The sequence below is a fragment of the Thermobifida fusca YX genome, from assembly GCF_000012405.1.
Lineage (GTDB): Bacteria > Actinomycetota > Actinomycetes > Streptosporangiales > Streptosporangiaceae > Thermobifida > Thermobifida fusca.
The window spans coordinates 1,539,032-1,554,193 of the sequence record NC_007333.1 but is presented as its reverse complement, the minus strand read 5'-3'; the positions used below and the strand labels follow the sequence as shown (position 1 = coordinate 1,554,193).

Genomic DNA, 15,162 nt, shown 5'->3' with positions numbered 1-15,162 from the left:
TGGACGCAGCCGCATGAGCTTGTGCCCATCATGGAATTTGGGCAACCGTCACGGAAACGCCACAATAGAGAGCCCCTCCCACGCCATCGTCGGAAGGCAGCATCGTAGTGAAGAAAACCCTCTCCTATACCGACGCCCTGCGGATCCTCGGCGGGGAAGACGGCTCGTCCCTCGGGGAATTAGGAGAAGCACTCACCAAAGGGACCCTGAGCGCGCTGGGTGTCCCAGACGTGCTGGGGTTGCACGATCGCCTGATCCGACACGGCCAAAACGCCATAACCGGCATCCGGGAGAAACTCACCGGGGTCAGCCGGTGGGACCGCACCGAACGTGTCGCCGCCGCTGACCTGATCCTGCGGATCACCGCGTTCTTCAACGCGTTAGCGGAGCTCCTGGAGCAGCACCATTGCCCGTTCACGCTGCGGGACCTGCGTTTCACCCGGAACGAGCAGTACCGCCTGTTCTCCGATGTGCTGCGCGGGATCGAGCAGGACACGCCGACGCTGCCTCCAGCGTCGGGCGGCCCTGAGCTGGCCACGCCTTACCGTAAGGCCGCAGGCGTCCTCCTTCTGTTCCTCCGCGGACTCGAGGTGTGGGATCGTCTCGACGACGCTGAACGCACTCGCGTCACTGAGACTCTGGAAGAACTCCCTTCGCGAGCGTGCCGCCGCCATATCGAGCTGTACCGAAAGCTCGCCGCGGACGTTCCGGAATTCGGGGTGTGGGCCAATTTTTCTGCTCATGAGAAAACCCAGGAGCAGATTACGGAAATCAGCACCGGACTGGATGAACTAGCCCAAATACTCCAGAAACTGACGACATCCCGGAGTCGACGCCGACTTACCGAACTGGAAAACCTCTACCAGGCGATACTGGACAAACCAATACTCGACGCCAGTGAAGCCCCCAATGGGGTCGTTCTGCCATCGGTGCGCGACGCCTACCTGGACCTGGGAGGTCTTCTCCGATTCACCGACGAGAACGCCACCCCTTCGTCTGAGGCGTGGTGGCACGAAGCCACCCGATACGACAACTTGCAGCCCCTGTTGGCGTCGCTGCTCACCCAGCGCGAATGCCTGCTGCGGCCGATCGTTCTACTCGGCCATCCCGGGGCAGGCAAGTCACAGCTCACCCGGATGCTTGCTGCTCGGCTGCCGCTCGGGAACTTCCTGCCGTTGCGCGTGGAACTGCGCTCGGTTCCCGCTGATGCTCCCATCCACACCCAGATCGACGAGGGAATCTCCGCAACCTTGCACGCCCGCACCTCATGGCGGGATCTGGCCGACGAAGCCCAGGATGCGCTGCCCGTGGTGATCCTCGACGGCTTCGACGAACTCCTCCAAGCCACCGGGGTCAACCGGTCCGACTACCTCGAACAGGTGCAACGCTTCCAGGAGCACCAAGCCGACCTGGGTCGTCCCGTTGCTGTGATCGTCACTAGCCGAACCGTGGTAGCTGAACGCACCCGCTTCCCCTTCGGGATACCGGTGATTCGTCTGGAGCCGTTCACCGACGCGCAGATCGCCCATCTGACAGACGTCTGGAATCGGGCCAATACTGCCGCGCTAGCCGAGCGGGGCTTGCACCCGATCACTGCCGACAGTCTGCTGCGCTACCGAGACCTTGCGGAGCAGCCGCTGCTGCTCTTCATGCTGCTGATCTTCGACGCCGATGCGAACGCACTCCAGCGGGAGACTGCCGACCTAGGTCGGGCAGGCCTCTATGAGAAGCTCCTGACTTCATTTGCGGAACGCGAGGTCCGCAAACACCATCCTCACCTGTACGGAGAGGAGTTGGCTCAGGCTGTCGAAGATGAACTGCGCAGCCTCGAAGTCGTGGCCATCGCAATGTTCGCTCGCCACCAGCAGTGGGTGAGTGCCGAGCAATTGGAAGCCGACCTGGCAGCACTGTTTCCCGGAGCCGGGGTCCATGCCGAAGAAACTGGATTAAGCGGTCATATCACGACGTCTCATCAAGTCCTGGGCCGGTTCTTCTTCGTACACGAAGCACGCGCCATTCAACAGGGAGATACTCGCAGCGTCTACGAGTTCCTCCACGCCACGTTCGGGGAGCACCTGGTCGCGCGGGCCGTCGTCAATGAACTCGCCCGCTTGGTCGAGGACCGCGCCTACTACGCGCGTAGGCGCGCCCCGCTCCCGGAGAACAGCGACTTCCTCTTCTACGCCTTCACCTCGTTTGCCGCACTCGCGGGACGCGCAGCCATCGTTGAATCTGCCGCGGAACTGCTCGCTGTGAAAGCCGCCGATGCCCGGGAACGCGCCGCATACCGCTCCCTGTTGGTGGACATGTTCCGGGAGGCTCCTTATCCGCGTCCCTTCCCGAAGCGGGATTACCAGCCCTTTAAGGCGACCATCACGCACCGTCTTGCTGCCTACACCGCTAACCTCGTCACTCTGCTTGTGCTCATCGCCGACGAGATTGACCTGTCCGAACTGTTTCCTGACTCCGGGCCTCCCTGGCTGCCCTGGCGAGAACTGGTCGGAACGTGGCGGTCCCTGCCCGGTGATGACTGGTACGGCTTGTTGGACACGGTACGGATGCGTCACCTGGGGCACTGGGGTGAGGACGAGACGCCGCGTGCCTTGCTCTGCCGAGAACAGCGGACACCCGTGAATGTCGGCGAATGCGTGGGCTTCGAGCTGCGGGTCAACGCCAGCGGACGGTTGGAGATCACTAACCCGTACCGGCTCACGGTGCCCTACCCCAATGAGACTTCGCGCATGCTGCGCTCTGTAAGCCTCCTCATGCAGGGGTGGTCGGCACGCCTGGTGCTCATGGTGGGCCCCTATTTGGAGCATGGGGGATCCACCATAGGAACCTGGGCTATGGAGGAAGCTGTCTACTCGGATCCTGACGAGGAAGAAGCTGAAGACGCTCACCTTCCTATTCCGGTCTCGTGGATGCCGAGCAGCGACATCCTCGAACTCCGGCTGGGCCCTTGTGGGGTCCCGGAGACCGCTGCAAGCCGACTCTTCCGCTACCAGCGGATCTTGGAGTGGTCCCTCAGCAGGGGATTTGTACTAGGCCGCCACGAATGGGCAGCCCTACGCCAGGCTGGGGAAGAACTCGCTGCCATACAGGATGCGACCACAGATCCCGTGTTTCGGGAGGTTTACCAAAACTTGCGTGTGATCATCGAGGCCCACTTGCACCGCGTTGAAAAGGTCATGCCCAAACGGAAACTCCTCGAGCCGGTATTGGAGACGCTCCGCCCTCATCTGAACGACCCTTCGGTCATCGACCGGGTCTTAGACCTTGCTACTAGCTAGTAGCGATATCCGAAAACGCTATTGCAACGACGCTCGCAATAGCTCTTCACCGTCTCGTACCCGTTCCGTTATCACGAAAAATCCTAAAAAGCCCCGGGCGGCCCCTATGGAGGGCCATGATGGTTGCCGGGACTCGGTAGCCTGCTGCCGGCAGCCGTTCTGCGGTGCCGGGCACTTTGGCGAACTTCGGTGGTGGCATTGCGCGAACCCGTCCGATACTGCGATGCGATCCGGCTTTTGGGTGCCGACGATCCGGACGTGGTCGAGTTGATCGACCAACTTGTTGCTGACGAAGCCACTGACCTTCTCGCCGCGCGCACCGAACTCGTAGGGTTCACCCACCAGGCACTCAACCGCTTGGACCGGGAAGCCCACCTGCTCACCCGGGTGGAGCGCACCCGCTACATTGCCGCCGCGCACAGCGCTATCGTCGTCACCGCGTTCTTCGAATCCCTCGACGACACAGAACTCCCGTTCCGGTTGGACAACGGGCTGGACGACGCTGCCGCAGGCGTAGCGGACCGCAAACGGCTCGGCGAGTTCGTGGCGCTGCTGGTGGCGTCCGCGCCGCCGCTCCCCCGCCCGCAGCGCAGCACCGCCGACGGGCGGGCCCGGGTGCGCCGCTTCTACCTGCGCCGCTGCAAACAGTTGCCGTCGGTGCTGCGCGGCATGCCGCTGTGGGAGGAGCTCGACGAGTCGCAGCGCAGAGCGATTACGGAACGGCTCGGTGCTTCGCTCGCAGACCGGTGTGTGCGCCGCTATGAAGAACTGCGGGACAAGCTCGCTGCGAGCTTCCCCGAGTTCGGGGCGTGGGCGAGCTTGTCGATGGTCCGGGCTCGCACATCGGTGACGGACGTGCCTATGGGGCTGTCCCGGTTGCAGCACCGGTTGCAGTCGATCAGCACGGGGCGGGTGCCGAGCGCGGTGCGGGGCGCACTGGCCCGCGCCCACGAGGAGCGGCTCAACGTGCCGCCGGTCCGGCACACGGGCGGCACCCATATCCCCCCGCTGTCCATCTCCTACATCAACCCGTGTTTCCGGGTCACTGAGATCACCGCGCACGCGCGTCCCCACGATGCGGCGTGGTGGGAGGAGCACACCGAAGTCCGCGACGATCTCGCGGAATTCCTGCTCGGGTATGTCACGTCCCCCCGGGCTCTCACCCATCCGCTCATCGTGGTGGGGCCGCCGGGGTCCGGGAAGTCCGCGTTGGCGTCGGTGCTGGCGGCGCGGCTGCCCGACAGCGATTTCACGGCGGTGCGGGTCAGCGGCCGCAACCTGCCCGCCGACGGGTACGACCGGGTGCTGGCGGACCGGTTCGCTGAAGCGTTGGCGGCGGCCGGGGGCGGCAACTGTGATGCGCTGCCGGTGCTGATCCTCGACGGGTTGGAGGAGGTCACCACCCGGTCGTTGGCGTCCCGCAGCGACCTGTTGGCCGGTGTGACGCGGTTCCAGCGGGAGCGTGCCGCGGGCCCGGACCCGGTGGCGGTGGTGGTGACCTGCCGTGACTCGACGGCGGCACGGATGCGGTTCCCGTTGGGGAGCGTGGTGCTGCGGTTGGAGGATTTCACTGACGCGCAGCTCGCCACCTGGTTGTCGATCTGGAATCGGGTGAACTCCAGCTACTTCCACCACCACGGGGTGGCGTCTTTGGACTGGGAGACGGTGGAGGCGCACTTCCCGTTGGCGCGGCGTCCCCTGTTCCTGCTGATGTTGGCCCTCTACGACGGGGTGGGTAACGCGTTGCGCCGGGTGAATGCGCCGCTGCGCGAAACCGCGTTGTATGAGCGGTGGCTGCGTATGCTCGCCGACTCCACGGACCGGGCGGATCCGGTGGCGACCGAGCGGCCCGCGGAAGCGGAAAGCGACCCGGAAGTCCGGTCGGGGCGGATCGAACAGGCACTGCTCACCGCGTCGTTGCTCGCATTGTCGCTGTTCCACCGGGGCGGTGAGGTGGTGGACGGGGCGACGGTGGCCGCGGACCGGGACGCGCTGGTGCGGTGGCCGCCCCACTATGCGCGGCCGTTGGATCCGCTGCGGTTGCCGTGTGTAGGGGAGACTCCTCCGGCGGAGGGGGCGCCGACCGGGTTGGCGTTCACCGACCCGGTGCTCGGCGACTACCTGGTGGCGCGGCTCGTCGCTGAAGAGCTGGCGGAGCTGGCTGAGGCGCGGATGCGGGAGTTGCGGTCGATCCGTCCCGCGCCGGTGGACGACTCGTTCCTGTACGCCCTGCTGTCATTTACGCCGCTGTCCGTGTCCGGGGAGGTGCTCCGGTTCCTTGCGGACCGGTTGCGGTTGCTGGCCCCGCATGTCCGTGACGAGCTGCGGCTGGTCTTGGCTGAGCTGTTGCGGGAGGCGGGACGGCACCGGCGGGAGGCGCACTACGCCGGCTACCGTCCTGTTGAGTTGGGGGCGGCATGCCGGGACGCGATCTACACCGCGAACCTGCTGCTGGTGCTCATGGGGGTGCACGGCGGGGCGGTGCCGCTGCGGGAGCTGTTCGGGGCGGGCGCGGTGCGGCGGTGGCGGTCGCTGGCGCACCTGTGGCGGTCCCAGTTGCCGCCGGAGCAGTGGGCCAGTCTGGCGGAGTCGCTGCGCGTGCACGAGGACAGCCGTGGCGGGCTGGTCGTCTACCCCTGTGAAGGGCTGCCGCTTGACCCGGATCCGGGGGCGCAGACCTATCTGGGTGAGGTGGCGCGGGATGCGGCGCTGCTGGCGGACAGCGGCACCCAGCAGTTGCTGCACGCCTTGTCCCCGCTGATCCGTTTGTTCGGCGGGGATGTGACGGCCCGTGCTGCCGGGGAGGTGTCGGACGCGTACGCGGTGCTGGCGTTGGCGTTCACCGCGGCGGAGACGTCGGACGAGGACTTGGTGTCCTACTACGATCGGGCGTTCTCTTTGGCGGCCATGCTGGATTCTGATAACCGGCTGCGGTTCATCGTGTTCCTGCTACGGCAGTTGCGGGGGCACACCCACCGGTTGGGAGCGCGTCTGGTGCCGCTCGTGGCCCGGTATGTACGCCCGGTGGGGGTGGCACGGAGTGCGCGGGCGTCGGTGCGCCGGTTGGCGGAGGAGCACAACGAGCATGTGACGGCGATCCGTGACGTGCTGGCGGGCCGCTGGTGACCCGAGTCCCATCCCGGTCACGGTCGGTGAGCGTGGGGAAATAGTTCTTCCGGACGGTAGTGGCGTGGGAGCGGCCGCTGCTATTTCTGATACGTCACTGTGTGGGATCGCCGAGAAAGAGGATGCCGTGGACCCCGAGGACGTGTTCGAGCTCGCTGAAGCCGTGGTCGAAGGCGACACCGAGGAGATCGTTGAGGAAACCTTGGAGATCCTCTTCGACGTCGACCTGTAGGTCGCGGGCGTGGTGACGGCTCCGGGAAGCCGCTTCCCGGGGCCGTCACCATGCCCGGGGCGAGGTCAGGCGGTGGATACTGCTCGCTGGACGAGCTCCGGGAGGACGGTTTCCACGGGGTCGCGGAGGACAGCGTCGGCCACCTCGTCGTAGGGGGTGGGTTCGGCGTTGATGATCACGAGTCGGGCGCCGTGTTCGCGGGCGATGTCGCACAGGCCCGCCACCGGGTGGACGGTGAGCGAGGTGCCGACGGTGAGGAACAGGTCGCAGTCTTTAGCAGCGGTGATGGCGGCGTCCAACACGTCCGGGTCGAGACGCTGCCCGAAGGAGATCGTGGCGGCTTTCTGGATGCCGCCGCAGGCGAGGCAGCGGGGGTCGGATTCTTCGTCGAGGCGGGCGAGCACGTCGGGGGTGGGGACGCGCCGGCCGCACGACAGGCATTCCACTTCGTGGATGGTGCCATGCACTTCGAGGACGCGTTCGGGGGCTAGCCCGGCTTTCTGGTGCAGGCCGTCGATGTTCTGGGTGATGACGGCGAGCAGCCGCCCGGTCCGGTCCAGGTCGACGAGGGCCCGGTGGGCGTCGTTGGGTTCCGCGGTGAGTGCGGGACTGTCGCGGCGCATCCGCCATACTTCGCGCCGCACGTTGACGTCGGAGCGGTAGATGTCGATGTCGAACATGGCGGCGGCCCCCGGGTTGCGGGTCCACAGGCCTTGAGGTCCCCGGAAGTCGGGGATGCCTGAGGCAGTGGAGATCCCGGCCCCGGTGAGCACCGTCGTCCGCTCGCTTTCGGCGAACCATTGTCCGACGTCGCTGATGTTCACGGTGGCAGCCACGGCTTTCCCCTTCGTGTCGAGTGGGACCGCGCGGTTCGGTGGCCTCGGCTGGGGGTCAAACCGAGGCCCGGTGATGGTCTGGTGCGGGTATGCCGATCCCACCCTAGTCGCGGCCAGGCCGTGCTCGTGCCACAGTGGGCTGCTTGGGGACACCGCTCCGCCAAACATCCCAAACATGACAAAATCAGGCCCCATATGAAACAGCCGCCGCACATTCTCATGGTCAACGGGACGAAGATTCAGCGTCCCGTCTTCGTGTTGGGCGCACCCCACTCCGGGGTGGATCTCATTGCCCGCGCGTTGCGCAGTGTTCCCGGGTTTTACGTGGGCGGGGGCCATCCCACGGTGATGGAGGCGGTGCATGCCGTGGCGCGGCAGCCGTCGATGGTGCATACCCGAGAGTCGGGGACCGCTGTCTTGCTGCGGGACGCGTTGGCGGAGTCGTGGATTCTCACCCCCGCCACGTGTGTCCGCTGCCGCGGGTTGGCGGTGTCCCCGCGGGAGGCGGTGGAGCCGTGCCGGCATGCCGCGGAAGCCCACCGTTACGGGGATGCGGGCCCGGACCTGCTGTACAGCGCCACCGCACTGGCGCGGGCGTTCAGCGATGCCGTGTTCATCCAGGTGATCCGGGACGGGCGGGACGTGGTCGCGGACATGTTGGACGATGAGAGTCAGCTTGCGTGGCTTCGTCCCGGAATCGCCAACGTGGACGAGGAGTTCCCCCACCCGTTTTTCGGGGTGGAGACGGAGGAGGAGCGGGAGGAGTATCCGAACCTGTCGTTGGCGGCCAAGTGTGCGCTGCGGTGGCGCAGCGCGGTGCGGTTGTCGGCTCGGCTGCGCGCGGAACTGTCCACGGACCGGTTGATGACCGTGCGCTACGAGGAGATTCCTGGCAAAGAGATCGAGGTCGCCCAACGCTTGTCGGAGTTTGTGGACGCGCGGGTGTCGGCCGTGGCGCTGGTACGCACGGACGATGACGGCACCGGGTCGTGGCGGACCCGGTTGGACTCCCAGCAGCGCGCCGACGTGGTGGCGACGGCCCGCCCCGAGTTGAGTCGGCTCGGCTACCTGTGACCTGCGGCGGCCGTCGGCGGGCGGGCCGCATCGTGTTTTCTTCGCTGCGCACCGGTGCTCGCCGTGGGCTTGGCCGTGGGGTGACGGTTGTCACGGCACGCCTCAAGCGGGGTGGAGTGCCGTGGTGAGCAGCGCAGACACCGGGATTCCGCCTTCCGTTACGGGCGATATCTCCCACTTCACCAGACTTGTCCTTGTGATGTGTTTGTGACCTGATGCTGGGGGCATGGCGAGTGACAGGTACGGATAAGGCGGTCTTGTCCGCTCCGCCGAGGCTGTGCCTCATCGGGAGGACAGCGGCACCGGCCCTCTCACCGGGGCCGCCGTCGGAGCGGTCCTGCTGAACCAAGCCCGCGATGAGGAGGTCGACATGACCACCAACAGCACAACGGCACGCCGCCGTAGCCCCGCCCACCGGCGCGGTGGGGTGGTTCGACCCCCTGCGCCCCAGTCCCGCCCCACTGGACAGGCGGAGCGGCTGTTGGCCGCACTGGCCGACCATCAGGACGATGAGGAGACCAGTGCGCGGATCCGTGACGAACTGGTACGGCTGTACATGCCGCTCGTCCGCCGTGAGGCGCGCCGCTACCGCAACCGTGGCGAACCCATGGACGACCTCTACCAGGTCGGCATGCTCGGCCTGATGAAAGCCATCAAGGGCTTCGACCCGTCCTATGGCAAACCGTTTGTCGCCTACCTGCTGCCCATGGTCACCGGCGAGTTGAAACGGCACTTCCGGGACACGACGTGGGCGGTGCGCGTGCCGCGCGTACACCAGGAGCGGCGCAGCGAACTCAACCGGGTGATCGCCGAGTTCACCCAGAAACACGGACGCACTCCCACCACCCGGGAGATCGCGGACGCTTTGGAAATGGACCTCGAGTCCGCGATCGAACTGATCGACGCGTCCTCGGCCTACAGTGCGCTCTCCTTGGATACGCCGTTCGGTGACACCGAGGACGAGTCCGCGCTCGGCGACACGCTGGGGGTGGCCGACGGCGACTTGGAGACCGTGGTCGACAAGACGTCGCTGAAAGACGCGTTGGACCGACTGCCGGAGCGGGAACGCCGCGTGATCCTGCTGCGGTTCTTCGGCAATAAGACACAGAGCGAGATCGCTGCTGACGTGGGCCTGTCCCAGATGCACGTGTCCCGCCTGCTGTCGCAGACCCTGCGGCAGCTGCGCCGCGAGCTCCTCTCCTAAGCTGCTGCGGCCGCCTGGTCTGCGCCGTGGGACATCCGGGTGCGGATGTCCCCGCGGCAGGGCCGCCCCTGTCATCTGCCGAGGCGCTGTGCGTCCCGGAAACGCCAATGGCTATCGTTTCATCCGAACGCTGTTCGGATTCCCGTGGCGTGGGAGATCCAGACAGCGGGCCTACACGGATGGACCGCAACAGGGGTGGCAATGTCGGAGCTTCCGGGACCGGTGGCCGAGGCGCTCACAAGGCAACCCGACAAGGGAAGCACTCGGGTAGCGGGCTGTGACATTTCCTGGCTGTCGTGGGGCGACCCGGACCGGCAGCCGCTGGTTTTCCTGCACGGCGGCGCCGCACACGCATGGTGGTGGAGTTTCACCGCCCCACTGCTTGCCGACACCCACCGGGTGGTCGCCGTGGACTTGTCCGGCCACGGCGACAGCGGCCGCCGCGACGAATACCGTTTCGCGTTATGGGCACACGAAGCGCTCGCCGTGGCCCACGCGGTAGCGTCCACTACCCGGCCCGTGCTCATCGGCCATTCCATGGGCGGCATGGTGACCATGTTCGCCGCCCAGCAGCCAGACGCTGACCTGGCAGGAGCGATCGCGGTCGACGCACCGCTCCACCACCGGGGCGGCAGCGCCCACCGCACCTACGGGCGGCACCGCCGCTACGCCACCCGGGAGGAGGCCGTAGCCCGGTTCCGGCCGCTTCCCGAACAGCCGACAGCCGAACCGCGTCTCGTCCGCCACGTCGGCGAACACAGTGTCACCGACACGGGAGACGGGTGGACGTTCAAGTTCGACCCGCGGATCTTCGCGGACGGGCAGGCGGACCGCCCCGCGGACCTGGGGGCGGGCATGGACCGGGTGCGCTGCCCGTTCGGGGTGATCATCGCCGAACACGGCGTGGTGTCCGCAGAGGACCGGGAACGGCTGGCGGCTTTCGTGAAAGGCGGCCCGCAGCGCCCTTCCTCCTCCTACCTCGAAATCCCCGGCGGCTACCACCACCTGATGTTCGACCGCCCGCTGGAACTGGTCGACGCGATCCGGCAGCTCGTCACCGCGTTCGACGCTGAACCCGCAACCGGATAGAGGTCAGCGGATGTCGCGGCGGCGCCGGGCCCGGGCAAGAACCGCCGGGGCGCCATGGCGGGCAATACGGACCGTGAACACGACACCAGCCAGGAAAATAGCGGCCGGCACCGCCATGATCAGGACGAGGACAGCGAGTTCCGGAATTCCGAGTGCTCCCATGAGGCCATCCTAAATGCGGCCCGCCCAGATTCCCGCTAACCCCGGCCTTTCCCCGCCCTCTGCCGCGGCGCCCCGGCGGAAGGCTAATAACCGGAAAAGCACGAGCGCAGCACCCGGCTCCACCGGTTGGCACCCATCACCGGGTTGACCACGGCTATAGCCGCCGCATACTTGCTGAAACTCACCGCGCGCACCCCGTGGCAGTGCAGCAGCCGTTCTGTCGCGGTGATCCCACGGCGGGTCTTCACCTCCAGCAAGACCACGTCGTCCCGCATCCGCACCTCCTGCCCGGCATGCCAACACACAAGCCCCGTGTCGCAGGTAATGCGTTCCGTCCCGGACAACGCCACCAGGGTGGTGCGCTGGTAGTCGGTGACCGCCACAGCGGTGAGGGGCCGCGGGACTGCGGCCCCGTAGTCGTACAGCACCTCGCCCAGAAAACGGGCGGCGGCAGGCGTCAACTCGTCCGGACGCCCGTCGTGCGGGGTGCGCCGCTTGTCCGTCACCCCCCGGGCGCCTTTCAGCTTGACTTCCAGCATGGTCAGCCCCGAGTCCAGGTAGCTGCGGGTGCGGATCTTGAACCGGCGGCGCCGCTGCTGCCGGTGCTGGCGGAACGTCACCAGGTCAGGCGTGTCGAAATAGGTGGAAGAGTAGCGGAACGCGGTACGCCCCTCCTCGCACAGCACCCCGAAGTCGTGCGCCAGGTGGCCGACGAGAACCGGCAGCAACCGGGCAGGGACCACGTATTTACGGCAGGAGCGCAAAGTCAGCGACGCCAAAGCGTTGACCTCGGCAAGAGACAGCGGACGCAGCGCGGCCGCGTCAGCCACCGCCGTCACCGCGCCACCTCTTCCACCAGACGGGACGTTTCCCGCTTCGCTTCGGAGCCGGTGGCGTGGAACCGCACGTCCACCACCATGAGGTCGCGGACATAGTCCACTTCCAGGACGGTGAGTGCGCTCACTTTCCCGCCGAGGCGGTGCTCCAAGTCGGCGCGGAGCATCTCCGGGTTGCGGTGCACCACGTCCAAAGTGACCGTCTGCCTGCGGGTGCGGGCCAGCATCCGCGGATGGTCGGCAACAAACACCGCGACCAACAGGACAACAGTGAGGCTCACTGCCATCACGGGGATTTCCCGGCCCAGCGCGCCGACCAGTCCCAACGCAAGCGCGGTGAAGTAGTAGGCAACCTCGGTCTGGGTGACCGCGTCCGACCGCAACCGGATGATCGACAGCACCCCGAACAGTCCAAAGCCCACCGCAAGGCCCACTCCGACGGTCATCATCGCCGCCATCGCCGCAAACACTCCCACATTGAGGGCGATGAAAGCGAACAGCAGATCCCGGCGTCCGTGACGGCGAAAGTAGAGGCCATAGCTGAGCAAGACGACGGCCACCAAGTCGACAGCGAGCGCAAACCAGATGTTCATGGCTCCGATGCTGAGCACCCGCCGTGAATTGATCATGAGCGGTTGATGAGGAGTTTTTCATCAACCGCCAAGCCGGTATCCCATGCCGCGGAGGGTTTCGATCCGGTGGGCGCCGATCTTCTTCCGCAACGCGCGGATGAACACGTCGACCACGTTGGAGCCGGGGTCGTAGTCGTAGCCCCACACGTGGGAGAGAATCTGCTGGCGGGACAGCACCTGGCCTGGGTGGCGGAGGAACAGTTCCAACAGGGCGAACTCGCGGGCCGTCAAGTCGACAGTGGCCTCAGGGGTGGAGGCGCGGCGGGTGCGCAGATCAAGGGCGAGGTCACCGGCGTGGAGCACGGTTGTTTCCGCGTTGTGCGCGCTCCGCATACGCAACCGGATACGGGCAAGGAGTTCTTCGAAGCGGAACGGTTTAGTCATGTAGTCGTCGGCACCGGTTTCCAGACCGGTCACCGTGTCCCGCACACTGTCGCGAGCAGTGAGGATGATGATCGGCAGCCGGCTGCCTTCCTCACGCAGCCGGCGCAGCACCGTGAACCCGTCAGCGTCCGGCAGGCCCAGGTCAAGAACCATGAGGTCGAAATTGCCGGTGAGCGCATAGTCGATGGCGGCGCCCGCGCGGTCCACCACGGTGCTGGTGAACCCGTTCGCGTTCAACCCTTTGCGGACGAACGAGGCGATGCGGTCTTCATCTTCGACGATCAGGATGCGTGCCATATGCCCGTGCTCCTTTCATCCACGGGGAGGATGAGGGTGAACGTCGAGCCGCGTCCCAGCGCCGAGTCCAGGTGGACTGTGCCGCGGTGGGCTTCCGCGATCGCGCGGACGATAGCGAGCCCCAACCCGGCGCCGGGACGGTGAGCGCGCGGACTGCCGGCGCGGGCGAACCGTTCGAAGATGCGCTCCTGGTCTTCGGGGGCGATACCGGGGCCGAAGTCGCGAACCCACAGGCGGACGGTCCGGCGGCCGCCGTCGTCGGTCAGGGAAGAGCCGAGGACGATCGTGTCCCCCGAGCTGCTGTGGCGGACCGCATTACTGGCGAGCTGCACCATGGCTTGGGTGATGCGCTGCGGGTCGACACGGATGATGCCTTCCCCGATCTCGTCGAGCCGCCAGTCCCGGTCGCCCAGGGCACGCACTTTAGCGTCGATGTCACTGGTCAACTCGGCGAGAGAAACGTCTTCCACGCGGAGGAAGTCGGGGCGTTGCGCTTGAGCAAGCACGAGGAGGTCTTCCACGATGCGGGCCATGCGGTCCAGTTCGTCGGTGACCAGCCGCACGACTTCGCGGCGCTCGTCCGGATCGTCCCCCATCAGTTCCAGGTGGCCGCGCACGATGGTGATAGGGGTGCGGAGTTCGTGGCTGGCGTCGTCCACGAAGCGCCGCTGGGTGGAGAACGCTTCCTCTAGCCGGTCGAGCATGGCGTTGAACTGTTCAGCGAGCGCGGTGATGTCGTCGTTGCCGGTGACGTCGATCCGGCGGGTGAGGTCTTCTTCAGTGATCTGCGCGGCGGTTTGGCGGATGAGACGCACCGGGGCGAGGATGCGTCCAGCAACCCACCAGGCGGCGCTGCCCGCAGCAACAAGCCCGGCTGCACTGACCAGCAGGAGGAGACGCAGGAACCGGTGGACCTCTTCCCGGTCGGCGTCGACGAAGTAGCCGGTGACAAACCATCCTTCGGGTGCGTCCACCCCCTCGGGCGGGCTGACGCGGATTTTGGCCCAGCGCAGCGCACCTTCAGGGGTGTCCACGGTGCCGCGCCCCGTGGGTGCGGTGAGGATGTCGGCCAAAGCAGCCGGGTCCGCGGAGACGTCGAAGAGGGGCTCTTGTCCTTGACGGACACGACCGGTAGGCACGGTGGCATCGGGGACGTCGTCGACGTAGCCGAAGATGATCTCGTGCCGGTCGGGGTATTGGCGGCTCAAGTGGGCGCGGAACAGGGTGTCGAGGTCAGTAAAGCTTGCGCCGGTGCGGGGGTCCACGCCTGCGGCAGCGAACTCTTCGAACTCGGCGATCTCCTGGTCGAGTGCCCGGTCAACCCGTTCGCTGACCTCGGTTTCCAGGGTTTGCCAGACGATGAAGTTCACCAAGACCAGCACCGCGGCCATCAGGAGGACGACCCACGCCATGATCCGCACCCGGGCGGGGATGCGGAATGGGCGGCGCGGCTGGGCGGGTTCAGTCGTCATCGTCGTCGCCGTCGTCATCATCATCGTCGTCATCGTCGTCATCGGTGACGGCGGGGGGAGGTGCTACCACGTCGTCCTTGGTTGCTTCCACTGACTGTGGCGGCGACGGTTCCGGGGCGGGCGAGACACTGCGGGAGGGCGCGGATTCGCCCACGACAACCTGGCCGGGTGGTTGCGGCGGTGGTTCGGCACTGGATCTCAGCCACAGCAAGGCCGCAATCACAGCCCACACCACGATGAAGGAAAAACACGCGAGGAGGACACCTCGGTATATGGCTTTCATGTCTGCCTATCGTGGTGCGCATGCCTTGAACCACCATGAAACAGAGATGAGGCTTTTTTCATCCTCGCAGGTGAGGACGGGCCTTAGGGGTCTTTCCCCGGGTTGTGGCCGATTGTGACACGGTGGCTTCCGACACGCCGGGATTGGCGGCAGCACAAAACCGTCAGCGCGGGGATGCCATGCGCAGACGATGTTGGATGGCGGTTCGAAGGCGAAGCGGGAGCGGCATGCCTAGGTGCGGACTG

General features: G+C 66.3%; 12 protein-coding genes. 5 read left to right on the top strand and 7 right to left on the bottom strand.

Features of this window, described 5'->3' with window-relative positions:
- Window positions 1-107 precede the first annotated feature (107 nt).
- Both TFU_RS06650 and TFU_RS06645 read left to right on the top strand, forming a co-directional pair.
- On the top strand, window positions 108-3,290 hold the full coding sequence (locus TFU_RS06650) for an NACHT domain-containing protein (RefSeq protein WP_011291773.1): 3,183 nt from the start codon (window positions 108-110) through the stop codon (window positions 3,288-3,290).
- A 192-nt stretch (window positions 3,291-3,482) separates the two neighbouring features.
- Window positions 3,483-6,416 (top strand): AAA family ATPase, encoded by a 2,934-nt coding sequence (locus TFU_RS06645; protein ID WP_278360479.1) that lies wholly within the window; start codon window positions 3,483-3,485, stop codon window positions 6,414-6,416.
- Between the two features lie 297 nt (window positions 6,417-6,713).
- On the opposite strand, the gene TFU_RS06640 is transcribed toward TFU_RS06645, so the two are convergent.
- Window positions 6,714-7,484 (bottom strand): SIR2 family NAD-dependent protein deacylase, encoded by a 771-nt coding sequence (locus TFU_RS06640; protein WP_011291770.1) that lies wholly within the window; start codon window positions 7,482-7,484, stop codon window positions 6,714-6,716.
- A gap of 195 nt (window positions 7,485-7,679) precedes the next feature.
- Between TFU_RS06640 and TFU_RS06635 the strand changes: the two genes are divergently transcribed.
- From TFU_RS06635 to TFU_RS06625, 3 genes are all read left to right on the top strand, one after another.
- The gene (locus tag TFU_RS06635; protein ID WP_011291769.1) at window positions 7,680-8,558 is read left to right on the top strand and encodes a sulfotransferase; all 879 of its coding nucleotides are present in this window, start codon (window positions 7,680-7,682) and stop codon (window positions 8,556-8,558) included.
- 370 nt (window positions 8,559-8,928) lie between these two features.
- Entirely contained in the window at window positions 8,929-9,762 is an 834-nt protein-coding gene (locus TFU_RS06630; RefSeq protein ID WP_104612988.1) for an RNA polymerase sigma factor SigF, read from the top strand.
- Between the two features lie 201 nt (window positions 9,763-9,963).
- Entirely contained in the window at window positions 9,964-10,851 is an 888-nt protein-coding gene (locus tag TFU_RS06625) for an alpha/beta fold hydrolase (protein WP_011291767.1), read from the top strand.
- 3 nt (window positions 10,852-10,854) lie between these two features.
- Here the strand turns inward: TFU_RS06625 and TFU_RS16180 are convergent, their stop codons facing one another.
- From TFU_RS16180 to TFU_RS15780, 6 genes are all read right to left on the bottom strand, one after another.
- Window positions 10,855-11,013 (bottom strand): hypothetical protein, encoded by a 159-nt coding sequence (locus TFU_RS16180; RefSeq protein WP_169803302.1) that lies wholly within the window; start codon window positions 11,011-11,013, stop codon window positions 10,855-10,857.
- Between the two features lie 83 nt (window positions 11,014-11,096).
- Complete coding sequence (locus tag TFU_RS06620; protein WP_011291766.1) at window positions 11,097-11,852, bottom strand: polyphosphate polymerase domain-containing protein; 756 nt, start codon at window positions 11,850-11,852, stop codon at window positions 11,097-11,099.
- On the bottom strand, window positions 11,849-12,442 hold the full coding sequence (locus tag TFU_RS06615) for a DUF4956 domain-containing protein (protein WP_370492582.1): 594 nt from the start codon (window positions 12,440-12,442) through the stop codon (window positions 11,849-11,851). Before TFU_RS06615 ends, TFU_RS06620 begins: the two co-directional genes overlap by 4 nt.
- A gap of 60 nt (window positions 12,443-12,502) precedes the next feature.
- Window positions 12,503-13,162 carry a response regulator transcription factor gene (locus TFU_RS06610; RefSeq protein WP_011291764.1) on the bottom strand — a complete coding sequence of 220 codons (660 nt, stop codon included), beginning with the start codon at window positions 13,160-13,162 and terminating at the stop codon, window positions 12,503-12,505.
- Window positions 13,147-14,667, bottom strand: coding sequence for a sensor histidine kinase (locus TFU_RS06605; RefSeq protein ID WP_370492579.1), 1,521 nt, complete (start codon window positions 14,665-14,667; stop codon window positions 13,147-13,149). The genes TFU_RS06610 and TFU_RS06605 overlap by 16 nt, the downstream gene beginning before the upstream one ends.
- Window positions 14,624-14,917: a hypothetical protein gene (locus TFU_RS15780; protein WP_081430407.1), complete on the bottom strand. Its 294-nt coding sequence runs from the start codon at window positions 14,915-14,917 to the stop codon at window positions 14,624-14,626. The genes TFU_RS06605 and TFU_RS15780 overlap by 44 nt, the downstream gene beginning before the upstream one ends.
- Between the last annotated feature and the right edge of the window lie 245 nt (window positions 14,918-15,162).

What these genes read in the sequence shown, in the direction of transcription:
- TFU_RS06610 (WP_011291764.1), bottom strand. Translation starts at nt 13,162, where the DNA reads ATGGCACGCATCCTGATCGTCGAAGATGAAGACCGCATCGCCTCGTTC.
- TFU_RS16180 (WP_169803302.1), bottom strand. Translation starts at nt 11,013, where the DNA reads ATGGGAGCACTCGGAATTCCGGAACTCGCTGTCCTCGTCCTGATCATG.
- TFU_RS06625 (WP_011291767.1), top strand. Translation starts at nt 9,964, where the DNA reads ATGTCGGAGCTTCCGGGACCGGTGGCCGAGGCGCTCACAAGGCAACCC.
- TFU_RS15780 (WP_081430407.1), bottom strand. Translation starts at nt 14,917, where the DNA reads ATGAAAGCCATATACCGAGGTGTCCTCCTCGCGTGTTTTTCCTTCATC.
- TFU_RS06635 (WP_011291769.1), top strand. Translation starts at nt 7,680, where the DNA reads ATGAAACAGCCGCCGCACATTCTCATGGTCAACGGGACGAAGATTCAG.
- TFU_RS06630 (WP_104612988.1), top strand. Translation starts at nt 8,929, where the DNA reads ATGACCACCAACAGCACAACGGCACGCCGCCGTAGCCCCGCCCACCGG.
- TFU_RS06615 (WP_370492582.1), bottom strand. Translation starts at nt 12,442, where the DNA reads ATGAACATCTGGTTTGCGCTCGCTGTCGACTTGGTGGCCGTCGTCTTG.
- TFU_RS06605 (WP_370492579.1), bottom strand. Translation starts at nt 14,667, where the DNA reads ATGACGACGATGATGATGACGACGGCGACGACGATGACGACTGAACCC.